This window comes from Bradyrhizobium quebecense (assembly GCF_013373795.3).
Classification (GTDB): domain Bacteria; phylum Pseudomonadota; class Alphaproteobacteria; order Rhizobiales; family Xanthobacteraceae; genus Bradyrhizobium; species Bradyrhizobium quebecense.
This window is the reverse complement of sequence record NZ_CP088022.1, coordinates 6,665,821-6,677,676: the sequence shown is the minus strand read 5'-3', so window position 1 is coordinate 6,677,676 and position 11,856 is coordinate 6,665,821. Positions and strand designations below refer to the sequence as shown.

Below are 11,856 nucleotides of genomic sequence, written 5' to 3'. Positions count from 1 at the left end.
AGCACAGCTGTCTCTGGAATACTGGATCACCCGCATGCGCGGGTGATGACACCGAACAAGCTGTTTGACGCCTTGAATTGCGCGACCCATCCTCATCGTCGTCCTGGCGAATGCCAGGACCCATTACCCCGAATGCGCATTGTTGCGCGAAGCTGGGGCCGCAGCTCACTCTCACAACGCAACCCTGTGGTTGATGGTGTGGACGGCCCCCTACGGCATCAGTGTGCCAGAATGAGGTTGTTGTAAATCTCAGACAAGGAGACCGTCCGTGAGAGAGATTATCCGTATTGGGATGGATACGTCGAAGCATATTTTTGTGCTGCATGGAGTTGACGCGGCGGAACAGCCGGTGTTGCGCAAGAAGCTGTCGCGCAAGCAGGTGCTTGAGTTTTTTGCCAAGCTTCCGCCGACCGTGATCGGGATGGAGGCCTGCGGGGCGGCTCATTACTGGGGGCGCGAGCTTGGCAAGCTTGGCCATGAGGTGAAGCTGATAGCGCCGCAGTTGGTGAAGCCTTATGTGCTGCGGAACAAGAACGACGGGCGAGATGCGGATGGGGTGTGCGAAGCGATGGGCCGACCGCGGATGCGGTTTGTGCCGGTGAAGAGCGCCGAACAGCAGGCCGCGCTGATGCTTGCAGGTGTCCGCGATGGGCTGATCGGCCGCCGTACCCAGCTCAGCAATGCGATCCGCGGCTACGCGGCGGAGTTTGGCCTGATCGCGCCGAAGGGGTTGGACAAGATCGAGCCGCTGTTGGCCCGGATCACGCAGGACGAGAGCGTTCCCGCTATGGCGCGCGAGCTGTTCGCCATGCAGGGCCGTGACTATGCGCAGTTGCAGGGTGAGCTGAAGGCGGTCGAGGCCAGGCTGCTGGCCTGGCACCAGGCCAACGCCACAAGCCGTCGTCTGGCCCAGATCCCCTCGGTCGGTCCGATCATCGCGACCTCGCTTGTGATGAAGACGCCGGACCCGCACGCCTTCCGCTCCGGCCGCTTGTTCGCGGCCTGGCTCGGCCTGACGCCCAAGGACCATTCCACCGCCGGCAAAACCAGGCTCGGCAAGATCACCCGCGCTGGCGACGAGACCCTGCGTCGCCTGCTCGTGGCCGGGGCGACCGCGGTGATCCGGCAGGCAAGGCTCGGGCGCGGCCACCCCTCGCGCTGGCTCGTGGCGTTGCTCAGGCGCAAGCCGCCGAAGCTTGCGGCCGTGGCGCTCGCCAACAAGGTGGCCCGCATCGCCTGGAAGCTGATGGCGACCGGCGAGAGCTATGATGCCGCACGCATGAACGCTGTCACCTAACAGGTCGGCCGGCCGGACGTAGCGCTCGCCGGACGAACCGGAGCTGCAAGAGCAGATGGAATGATCGATCGATCCAGAACGCGAGACAAGCCGCGGGACCCATTGGCCTTCACAAGGTCGCCAGGTTGTTTGGCACTCGCGTCGCGGAAACCATCTTGGCCCAGCGATCAACACGATCGCATCAAACAGGCCGGACATATGGATGACAGCGATCCGACCAATCCCAGAAAGCTCTTGTGCCACGGGGGCCGTCCACATATGGGTCCCGGCCTTCGCCGGGACGACAGTGGTAGATGCGGCGTGCAGCCTGCGCCTCGACGACGGCCCGGCTTACTGCCTTCCCAGCTGCGTCGCCTTCTCCACGCGGTCGAACCGCTCCAGCGTCAGGATCGCGTCCGCGAGCTGGTCGGCGCGCTTGTCGAGCACCGGGCGGGCCAGCGTCAAGAACTTCTGCTGCATCGCCTGCGCATCGGGGAACGAGGTCGGCTCGCCGGATGGATCGGCATAGAGGCGCTCGTGGGTGCCGTCATCGGTGGTGATCGAGACGCGAGCGCCGAACGGATGGGTGCGGCCGACCTCGAGGCGGTCGTCCTGCACCACGTCGAACTTGTCGGCGAGCGCGTCGATCGCCGCATCACCGAGCCGATCGTAATCGTCCCAGCCGAAATGGCCCTGGTCGAGCGCGATTGCGCCGGTGAAGAACATCGAGAACTGGCCGCCGACCACCGAGGTCGGGTGGCGCTTGGTGGCGGCATCGCCGGTCAGCGTGATGCCGTTGCGGTGCAGGCCGATCTCGACCTTCCTGATCTGGTCCGGCGTCAGATTGTGCTCGCGCCGCATCGCGATCAGCGCGTCGATCGCGGCATGGGTATAGCGGCAGCTCGGATACGGCTTCACGCCGATCTTCAGCGTCTCATAGGTGCTGCCAAGTCCGGCCACTGCCTTGTCCGGATGCGCGTCATCGGTATAGCCGACCAGCAGGCCGTGCTTGCCCTCGACCGATTCGCTCGAACCGATGAAGTCGTTGCGCGCCAGGGTCGCTGCGATCACGCCGTTCATCGCGGCGGCGCCGACCTGGTAGCGCTTGTTCCAGGCGCCGTTGACCAGGAATTGCAGCGAGCCGGCAGCCTGGCTGCCGGAGACGCCGAACGCGGAGACGATCTGCTGCTTCGACAGGGCGAACAGCTTGGCCGCCGCCGCCGCCGCGCCATAGGTGCCGGCCGTCGCAGTCGGGTGGAAGCCGCGGGCGTAATGCGAGGTCGGATCGAGGGCGTTGCCGAGCCGGCAGCACACTTCATAGCCGGCGACGATCGCGGTCAGCACGTCGCGGCCGGAGGCGCCGACCATCTCGCCGACCGCGAACGCGGCAGGCACCACGGGTGCGCTCGGATGCAGCGAGGAATCGGCATGGGTGTCGTCGAAGTCGAGCGAATGGCCGAGCGCGCCGTTGAGCAGCGCCGCGACCGCCGGCGTCCAGGTCTTGGTGTCGCCGAACACCGTGGCCTCGCCCTTGCCGTCCAGCGCCAGCGCCTCCAGCATCTTCATCAGCGACGGGGTCGATTCCGCATCGCGGCGGGCGCGGATGGTGCTGCCCAGGAAATCCAGCGTCAAAACCTTGGCGCGCTCCAGCACCTGCGGTGGGATATCGGAATATTTCAGGTCGGCGACGTAGGCGGCGAGCGTTGCGGTTTCGTGGGCCATCGTGTTTCCTCAATTTTGCGGCGCAGGGTAGGCGGGCGGGTTTGGCCTTTCAAGCCACCTTGCCGCCGCGGGCAGCAGCCATGCTTCCGGTCGCTGGACGTCAAGTCATGTAACACGGGCCTTTCCATTGATTGCGGATCAGGGTGCATGAGGACCTTCGCAAAACGCATGTTCGAGCAGCTCTGGACCCGCAAGACGCAGCTGGCGCTCGCGGTCCGGATCGCGTCCGCCGGCGTGGCGGCCTATGCCATAGCGCTGGCGCTGCACCTGCTGCTGCCGCTGTGGGCGGTGTTGACCTCGCTGATCGTGACCCAGATGAGCGTCGGCCGCTCGCTGAAGGCAACCCGCGACTACATGCTCGGCACCATCGGCGGCGCCATCTATGGCGGCGCGATTGCGGTGCTGATCCCGCATTCCGGCGAGGGCAGCCTGCTGGCGCTGCTGGTCTTGGCTATCGTGCCGCTGGCGTTCATCGCCGCGCTCAATCCCAGCCTGAACTCGGCGACGGTGACGGCGGTGATCGTGCTGCTGCTGCCGACGATGCATCATTCCAATCCGCTGGACTCCGCCATCGACCGCGTGCTCGAGGTCACGGTCGGTGCGCTGACTGGCCTTGTGATCTCGTTCCTGGTGCTGCCGTCGCGCGCGGTCAGCCAGATCAGGGTCAATGCGTCGAAGCTGCTGGAACTGCTCGCGGCGGCATTCGCCGAATTGCTCGCCGGCCTGACGCGCGGGCTCGACAACGACGCATTGCACCGGATCCAGGATGGCATCGGCAGCGCGGTGACCAATCTGCACGCAACCGGCCTCGAGGCCGAGCGTGAACGCACCATGCATCTGTCATCCGGGCCGGACACCGGTCCGCTGCTGCGGACGATCCAGCGGCTGCGGCACGACGTCGTGATGATCGGGCGCGCCTGCGTCGTGCCGCTGCCGGCCGATATCCAGGCCAGGCTGGCGCGGCCATTGGCCGACGTCAGCAATGCCATCGTGACCTATATGGTGGCGGTCGCGACGGCCCTGCGCGCCGGCAGCGGCCCGGCCGACATGGCGCCGGTCGATGCCGCGCTGCATGCCTACAGCGAGGAGGTTGCCGCGGTGCGCAGCGAGGGCCTGACCCGGGGCCTTCCGGTCGATGCCATGGAGCGGTTCTTCGCGCTTGGATTTTCGCTCGACCAGATGCGGCAGAACCTGAACGACCTCAAGCGCTGCCACGGCAATTGGTGCACGAACGAAGATGGTTCCGAGAAGATCGTTGCGGAAACTTCGGAGAAGAGCGCGGCATGACCTTTGGCTATGCCGTGCGGCGCGTCAGGCCCTTGCTCTCCATGCGCCAGATCAGGAGGTCGATACGGTCCTGACCGAAGAACGGTTCGTTGGCGAACACGAAGGTCGGCACGCCCCAATGGCCGGAGGCCGCATGCGCCTCCTCGTTGCCCTTGATGACCGCTTCATAGCGATCGGGGTCGGCGGCGATCGCCGCATCCATCGCAGCGAGATCGAAACCGGCGGCATCGGCTGCTCGTGCCAGATGATCGCCCTCGTTCCAGCCTTTCACCGAGCCGTCCCACAGCACGCGGCTGATCGCGGAGGTGAAGGCAAGCGACTGCCCCTCAAGCTGGACGGCAGCGCCGAGCCGGGTCAGGCGGTGGATGTAGGGCTGGTGTTCGGCGACGTCGAGCGTCGTCATGTCCTGCACGATCGGGTCCGGGCGCGGAAAGCGGAACGGGATGTTCTCGTGCTTGGCGACGCGGCCGGAATCGAGCACGACATAGCGGGCGAATTGCGGATTGGTCTTCTTGAAGAAGCCGGGCACGCGCACCGCGAGCGGATAGACCGGCCGCAAATTCACCGCGACGTCGTAGTCGGCGACCATCTTCAGCGTCTTCGGCAGCGCCAGGTAACTGTACGGACTGCGGAACGAGAAGAACAGGTCGACCGCCAAGGTCATGCGCTAGCCTCCGTTCGGTGCGACCTCGGCAACCTTCATCCAATCAGTCTGCGTGCCAGCAGGCGGAAACGCAAGATCAGGAGGGTCGCATAAACCGCAGTCCCGAGTGACAGCCCGATCCAGACGCCGGGCGCCTGGAGCCCGGCCCAGAAGGCGAGCGCGTAGGCGGACGCGAACCCGATCAGCCAGTAGCTGATGGTCGCGAACAGCAGCGGCACCCGGGTGTCGTGCATGCCGCGCAGCGCGCCGGCGGTGGTGGTCTGCACGCCATCGGCGATGAAGAACGTCGCGCCGATCAGGAGCAGCATCGCGGTGAGCTGCGCGGTGGCGTCAGAAGCTTCGCCGAGGAACAGTGCCGCGATCTCGAAGCGCGCCAGGATTACCGCGAGCGTCATGATGCTCATGAACACGCCGGAGAGCGCGACCGCGACAAAGCCGGCACGCTGCACCGCGTCGGTGTCACGGCGGCCGACCGCCTGGCCGACCCGCACGGTGGCGGCCATGCTGACGCCGAACGGCACCATGAACAGGATCGCCGCGATCTGCAGCGCGATCTGGTGCGCCGCCAGCGCCGTGGTGCTGATCAGCCCCATCAGCAGGCCGGCCGCGCCGAACAGGCCGTATTCCAGGAGGAAGGCGATCGAGATCGGCGCGCCGATGGCGACAAGCTTGCCCATCAACGGCCAGTCGATGCGCCACACGCGGCTGAAGACATGGTACTTGCGGAACGGGCGGCGCCGCGCCGCGAACCACACCCCGGCGAGGAAGGTGCCGAGATTGACGATCGTGGTCGCAAGCCCGGCGCCGAACATGCCGAGTTCGGGCATGCCCCATTTGCCGTAGAGCAACAGGTAGACCATCAGCGCATTGGCCGGGATCGCCGCGAGCGTGATCCACAGCACCGGCTCCGGCCGGTTCACCGCGCTCATGAAGCCACGGATCGCAATGAACCACAGCGCCGGCAGGATGCCCCAGGCGAGCCCGAACAGATATTGCTGCGCCAGATGCGCGGTGGCCTGGCTCTGGCCGAGCGCGAGCAGGACGCGCTCGCCCTGGAACGGCAGCGCCATCAGCGGCAGCACCATGAAGAAGGCGGCCCACAACCCGACGCGCAGCGAACGCCGCATCACGCGCGGGTTGCGGGCGCCGAACGCCTGCGCGGCCAACGGCGAGACCGCCGCCATCATGCCCATGCCGATGGTGAAGCTGACGAAATACTCGGTATGCGCCAGCGCCGCCGCAGCCACGTTCTCGCTGCCGAGCCGGCCGATGAAGGCGAGATCGGTCGTCATCATCGCGATCTGTCCGAGCTGCGTCAGCGCAAGCGGCACCGCGAGCTTCAGCGTTTCGGCGAGCTCGGCCGTGAGCAGCTTGCGAGAGGGGACGACGGCCGCGTGCGACGCGGCCGGATCGATCTTGTCGATGCAGGTCATGACGGCACGCTTTGCACGGCAAACCGGCCGGAAGGATGGCCAAACTGCCCAAACGCGACGATCTCACGCAGAGATCATCGCCTCCCAGATTGTCGTCTGAGCATGGTCCGACCGAAAAAAAGCTTCACGTTTTTCCGGATCACGCCCGGATCACGATCGCGCTGGTATCCGCTTGATCTTGGCGCCGAGCGCGTTGAGCCGTTCGTCGATCCGCTCATAGCCGCGCTCGATCTGGTCGGCATTGTTGATGGTGGAGGTGCCGTTGGCGCACACCGCGGCCAGCAGCATCGCCATACCGGCGCGGATGTCGGGCGAGTTCATCGGCGCGCCGCGCAGCCGGCTCGGACCGGCCACGATCGCGCGGTGCGGGTCGCACAGCACGATCCGGCCACCCATCGCGATCAGGTTGTCGACGAAGAACATCCGCGACTCGAACATCTTCTCGTGCATCAGGATGACGCCGTCGCACTGCGTCGCGGTGACGATCGCAATCGACATCAGGTCCGCCGGGAAGGCGGGCCAGGGCTGGTCCTCGAGCTTCGGCACGTGGCCGCCGAAATCGTCCTGGATCTTCATGGTCTGGTTCGACGGCACGACGAGGTCGTCGCCCTCGACGCCGCAGACGATGCCGAGCCGCTCAAAGCCCATCCGGATCGAGCGCAGATGCTCGACGCCGGCGCGCGCGATGCGCAGCGGCGAGCGGGTCACCGCCGCAAGGCCGATCAGCGATCCGACCTCGATATGGTCGGGCTGGATCGCATAGGTCGTGCCGCCGAGCGTCGCCTGGCCGTGCACGGTGATGGTGTTGGTACCGATGCCTTCGATCTTTGCGCCAAGCGCGACCAGGAAATTGGCGAGATCCTGCACATGCGGCTCGGAGGCTGCGTTGCGCAGATAGGTGGTGCCGCGGGCGGCGACGGCGGCGACCAGCGCGTTCTCCGTCGCGGTGACGCTGGGCTCGTCGAGGAACACATCGGCGCCCTTCAGGCGCGCGGCGCGGAATTCCAGCCGGTGCGTCGCGGTGACCGTGGCGCCGAGCTGCTCGAAGGCCAGAAAATGCGTGTCGAGCCGGCGGCGGCCGATCACGTCGCCGCCGGGCGGCGGCAACGCGACCTCGCCGCAGCGGGCGAGCAGCGGACCTGCCAGCAGGATCGAGGCGCGGATCCGCGCGCACAGAGCCGGATCGAGATCGGCGGCGCGGATCTCCTTGGCATGGATCTGCAGCGTGTTGCGCTTGGTCCATTCGGCGCTGGCGCCGACCGAGCGGCACAGCTCGACCAGCGTTTCGGTGTCGCGAATGCGCGGCACGTTGGTCAGCGTGACCGGATGCTCGGTGAGCAGGGCAGCTGCGATGATCGGCAGCGCGGAGTTCTTGTTGCCCGACGGCTCGATGGTGCCCGAAAGGCGGCGGCCGCCTTCGACGATGTATTGGATCGGCGGCACGCGGAATGTCCCCTAACGCATCATCCAGACTTGGATTCGAATTGGGCCACGCGAAATTCCGTAGCGGAATCAATGGCTGTCCGGCACCGTAACACGACTCCCGGCGCAGCTTCCACACGAAAGGTAGCCGCGCGACGGTGCGGAGCGCGCGGTCACGGACACGTCATCTTGGCCGAGCCGTCGCGTCGGAAAGCGCATGTCCGCCTGGCCGCAGGGAGCAGGTCCCTAGATGTCGATGGTGGCGCTGAGCGAGTTTTCCTGGATGAAATCGCGGCGCGGTTCGACCACATCGCCCATCAGCTTGGTGAAGATATCGTCGGCCTCGTCGACCTCCTTGATCTTCACCTGGAGCAGCGAGCGCGCCTCGGTGTCCAGCGTGGTCTCCCACAGCTGCTCGGGGTTCATCTCGCCGAGACCTTTGTAGCGCTGCAGCGAGACGCCCTTGCGGGCGGCATCGGTCACGGCCTCGAACAGGTCGATCGGGCCGTGAATGGTCTGCTCGGCATCCTTGCGCCGGAGCTTGCCCGCCCGCACGTAGATCTCCTGCAGCCTGGTCGCATACTCGTCGAGCTTGCGTGCATCGGCCGAGCCGAGAAACGCGTCGTCGATCACGGCCACTTCCTTGACGCCGCGCACGGTGCGCTCGAACTGGAAGCCCTGGCCTTCCGTGAAGGTGCCGATCCAGCCGCGCTCCACTTCGTCGGCAACTGCGTCCAGCCGCTTGGCGATGTAATCAGCCGCGGAGTTGGCGGTCGCGATATCGCTGGTGATTCTCGGGGTCAGCACGCCGGCGATCGCGGCCTGCTCGATCACCGCGCGATTGTAGCGGCTGTGAAGGTTGCGCAGCACGGAGCGGATCGTCCGGGCGTCTTCGACCAGCGACAGCAAGTCACGGCCCGAGCGGTCTTCGCCGGAGGCCGGCTTGAAGACGCATTCGTCGAGCCCGGTCGAGATCAGGTAATCCTCGAGCGCGCGTTCGTCCTTCAGATATTGCTCGGACTTGCCGCGCGAGACCTTATAGAGCGGCGGCTGGGCGATATAGAGAAAGCCGCCATCGATGATCGAGCGCATCTGGCGATAGAAGAAGGTCAACAGCAGCGTGCGGATATGGGCGCCGTCGACGTCGGCGTCGGTCATCACGATGATCTTGTGGTAGCGCAGCTTGTCGACCGAGAAGTCGTCGCTGATGCCGGTGCCGAGCGCGGTGATCAGCGTGCCGATCTGCTCCGACGACAGCATCTTGTCGGGGCGCACGCGCTCGACATTGAGGATCTTGCCGCGTAGCGGCAGCACCGCCTGGAATTCGCGGTTGCGGCCCTGCTTGGCGCTGCCGCCTGCCGAGTCGCCCTCGACGATGAACAGTTCGGACTTCGCCGGATCCTTCTCCTGGCAGTCGGCGAGCTTGCCGGGCAGCGAGGAGACGCTGAGCGGATTCTTGCGGGTCAGCTCGCGCGCCTTGCGCGCAGCCTCGCGGGCTGCGGCGGCCTGGATCACCTTGCCGACGATTTCCTTGGCTTCCTTCGGATTCTCCTCGAACCAGGCCGCCAGCGCCTCATTCAGGACGTTCTCGACCACCGGTCGAACCTCCGAGGACACCAGCTTGTCCTTGGTTTGCGACGAGAATTTCGGATCGGGCACCTTCACCGACAGCACCGCGGTGAGACCTTCGCGGCAATCGTCGCCGGTCAGCGCGATCTTTTCCTTCTTCGCATTGGCCTCGGCATAGCCGTTGACCTGGCGCGTCAGCGCGCCGCGGAAGCCGGCCAGATGGGTGCCGCCGTCGCGCTGCGGGATGTTGTTGGTAAAGCACAGCACGTTCTCGTGGTAGCTGTCGTTCCACCACAGCGCGGCTTCGACGCCGATGCCGTTGGCTTCCGCGCGCACCATGATCGGCGCCGGCACGATCGCCTTCTTGTTGCGGTCGAGATATTTGACGAATTCCTCGACGCCGCCGGAATAGTGCATCTCCTCGCGCTTCTCGACCGCGTGGCGCATGTCGGAGAGCACGATGTGGACGCCGGAATTGAGGAAGGCGAGCTCGCGCAGCCGGTGCTCGAGCGTCGCGAAATCATATTCGATGTTCTTGAAGGTCTCGGGCGAGGCGAGGAAGGTGACCTCGGTGCCGCGTTTGCCCGGGGCATCGCCGACCACCCTGAGCGGCGCCACGGCATCGCCGTGCGCGAATTCGATGTAGTGCTCCTTGTCGTCGCGCCAGATCCGCAGCCCGAGCTTGCTGGACAGCGCGTTGACGACGGAGACGCCGACGCCGTGCAGACCGCCGGAAACCTTGTAGGAGTTCTGGTCGAACTTTCCGCCGGCGTGGAGCTGGGTCATGATGACCTCGGCCGCGGAGACGCCTTCGCCCTTGTGGATGCCGACCGGAATGCCGCGGCCGTCGTCGTACACGGTGACGGAATTGTCGGCGTTGAGGGTGACCAGGACGCGGCTTGCATGGCCCGCCAGCGCCTCGTCGATCGCGTTGTCGACGACCTCGTAGACCATGTGGTGCAGGCCGGAACCGTCGTCGGTGTCGCCGATATACATGCCGGGCCGCTTGCGGACGGCGTCGAGGCCCTTCAGCACCCGGATCGATTCCGCACCATATTCAGCCGGAATGGGATGCTCAGATTCGGCAGGTGTCTGCCGGGCAGGTTCAGTCATGTGAGGCCTTCGAGGATGTCCCGAATCAGCTGCACAAAATGAGGCGCTGATTCCGCTATTTGTGCCATGAAAGAGCAGTTGCGCCTAGCGCAAAGTCTCCGTCTACAAACTATTGAATAAATAGGATTTTTTCGGCCTGTTTCAAGGCTCTCAAAGGCCGATTCCGGAGGCTCTGAAAAGCCCGATTCGAAGGCAGATTCGCCCCCCTTTCGGAGGCGATTCCGCGCGCTTAGCCGCGCCGTGTGGCGCGGCCGGATTCAACGTCGAAAATCTCTCCCGTCGGGCCGATATCGAGGAAGGCGGCAGGATCGGCGCCGGTCATCCAAACCTGTGCGCCGAGCTTGGCGAGTTCGTCGAACAGCGCCTTGCGCCTATTGGGATCGAGATGGGCGACGACCTCGTCGAGCAGCAGCAGCGGCACGATGCCGGTCATCTCCGCGACCATCGTGGCATGCGCCAGCACCAGCCCGATCAAGAGCGCTTTCTGCTCGCCGGTCGAGGCATCGCGCGCCGGTATGTTCTTCGGCGCGTAGACCACCTGCAGATCGGTCAGATGCGGTCCGTCGAGCGTGCGCCCGGCGGCGGCGTCGCGCGGACGGCTGGCGCGCAGGATCTCGCGGTAGCGGTCCTCCACCGCGGTCGCAGGCTCCTGCAGCAGCGCGTTCTCCATCCAGCCGTCGAGCATGATCTCGGCGGACGGGAAGGCCGAGGCGGCGCCGCGCTCGTGCAGCATCGCGGCGAGCTTGGCGGCGGTCTGGCCGCGCGATGCTGCGACCGCGACCGCAAGCTCCGCGGTCTCGCGCTCGATCGCATCACACCAATGGTCGTCGTAGTTGCGCACCTCGAGCAGCCGGTTGCGCGAGCGTAGCGAGCGCTCCAGCGCCGAGACCCGGCTGGAATGCTCGGAATCGATCGCCAGCACCAGGCGGTCGAAGAAGCGCCGCCGCTCGGAGGCGGCGCCCATGAACAGGCCGTCCATCGCCGGCGTCAGCCACACGATGCGCAGATGGTCGCCGAAGGCGGTCGCGGACCCCACCGGTTCGCGATCGATGCGGCAGCGCCGGCTGTTGCTCGCCTCGCCGGTCGGGGGATCGATGCCGGTGCCGAGCGTGGCGAGGCCGAGCGCGCCCTCGACTTCGGCCGAGACCGCCCAGGAGCCGTCGCCCTGATTGTCGGCGACGTCCTCCAAGGTCGCGCGGCGCAGCCCGCGGCCCGGCGACAGGAACGAGACCGCCTCCATGCAATTGGTCTTGCCGGCGCCGTTCGGCCCGACCAGCACCACCATGTCGCCCGCGACCTGCAGCGTCGCCGCCCGGTAATTGCGGAAATGCGTCAGCGACAGGCGATGAATGCGGGACGGGGTCATGTTA

At 66.0% G+C, this 11,856-nt stretch carries 8 protein-coding genes; 2 read left to right on the top strand and 6 right to left on the bottom strand.

Annotation, left to right across the window (positions count from 1 at the left end; all coding sequences use genetic code 11):
• The first annotated feature begins 268 nt into the window (after positions 1–268).
• Positions 269–1,297, top strand: a complete 1,029-nt coding sequence (locus HU230_RS32115) for an IS110 family RNA-guided transposase (protein ID WP_176528479.1) — start codon at positions 269–271, stop codon at positions 1,295–1,297.
• Between the two features lie 330 nt (positions 1,298–1,627).
• Here the strand turns inward: HU230_RS32115 and HU230_RS32110 are convergent, their stop codons facing one another.
• The gene (locus HU230_RS32110; protein ID WP_176534710.1) at positions 1,628–2,998 is read right to left on the bottom strand and encodes an MmgE/PrpD family protein; all 1,371 of its coding nucleotides are present in this window, start codon (positions 2,996–2,998) and stop codon (positions 1,628–1,630) included.
• 147 nt (positions 2,999–3,145) lie between these two features.
• Between HU230_RS32110 and HU230_RS32105 the strand changes: the two genes are divergently transcribed.
• A complete protein-coding gene (locus HU230_RS32105) occupies positions 3,146–4,285 on the top strand; it encodes an FUSC family protein (protein ID WP_176534711.1) in 1,140 nt (379 codons plus the stop codon).
• Between the two features lie 7 nt (positions 4,286–4,292).
• Here HU230_RS32105 and HU230_RS32100 read toward each other — a convergent pair whose 3' ends face one another.
• The 5 genes from HU230_RS32100 to recF form a co-directional block, all read right to left on the bottom strand.
• Complete coding sequence (locus tag HU230_RS32100) at positions 4,293–4,949, bottom strand: 2-hydroxychromene-2-carboxylate isomerase (protein ID WP_176534712.1); 657 nt, start codon at positions 4,947–4,949, stop codon at positions 4,293–4,295.
• Positions 4,950–4,984: 35 nt separating this feature from the next.
• Positions 4,985–6,382 (bottom strand): MATE family efflux transporter, encoded by a 1,398-nt coding sequence (locus tag HU230_RS32095; protein ID WP_176534713.1) that lies wholly within the window; start codon positions 6,380–6,382, stop codon positions 4,985–4,987.
• Between the two features lie 150 nt (positions 6,383–6,532).
• Positions 6,533–7,825, bottom strand: coding sequence for a UDP-N-acetylglucosamine 1-carboxyvinyltransferase (gene murA, locus HU230_RS32090; protein ID WP_176534714.1), 1,293 nt, complete (start codon positions 7,823–7,825; stop codon positions 6,533–6,535).
• Between the two features lie 225 nt (positions 7,826–8,050).
• Positions 8,051–10,486: a DNA topoisomerase (ATP-hydrolyzing) subunit B gene (gene gyrB / locus HU230_RS32085; RefSeq protein ID WP_176534715.1), complete on the bottom strand. Its 2,436-nt coding sequence runs from the start codon at positions 10,484–10,486 to the stop codon at positions 8,051–8,053.
• 229 nt (positions 10,487–10,715) lie between these two features.
• On the bottom strand, positions 10,716–11,852 hold the full coding sequence (recF, locus tag HU230_RS32080) for a DNA replication/repair protein RecF (RefSeq protein WP_176534716.1): 1,137 nt from the start codon (positions 11,850–11,852) through the stop codon (positions 10,716–10,718).
• Between the last annotated feature and the right edge of the window lie 4 nt (positions 11,853–11,856).

Excerpts from the sequence above, each read along its gene's own strand:
- HU230_RS32110 (WP_176534710.1), bottom strand. The coding sequence starts at position 2,998 with ATGGCCCACGAAACCGCAACGCTCGCCGCCTACGTCGCCGACCTGAAA.
- HU230_RS32105 (WP_176534711.1), top strand. The coding sequence starts at position 3,146 with ATGAGGACCTTCGCAAAACGCATGTTCGAGCAGCTCTGGACCCGCAAG.
- HU230_RS32100 (WP_176534712.1), bottom strand. The coding sequence starts at position 4,949 with ATGACCTTGGCGGTCGACCTGTTCTTCTCGTTCCGCAGTCCGTACAGT.
- HU230_RS32095 (WP_176534713.1), bottom strand. The coding sequence starts at position 6,382 with ATGACCTGCATCGACAAGATCGATCCGGCCGCGTCGCACGCGGCCGTC.
- gyrB (WP_176534715.1), bottom strand. The coding sequence starts at position 10,486 with ATGACTGAACCTGCCCGGCAGACACCTGCCGAATCTGAGCATCCCATT.
- recF (WP_176534716.1), bottom strand. The coding sequence starts at position 11,852 with ATGACCCCGTCCCGCATTCATCGCCTGTCGCTGACGCATTTCCGCAAT.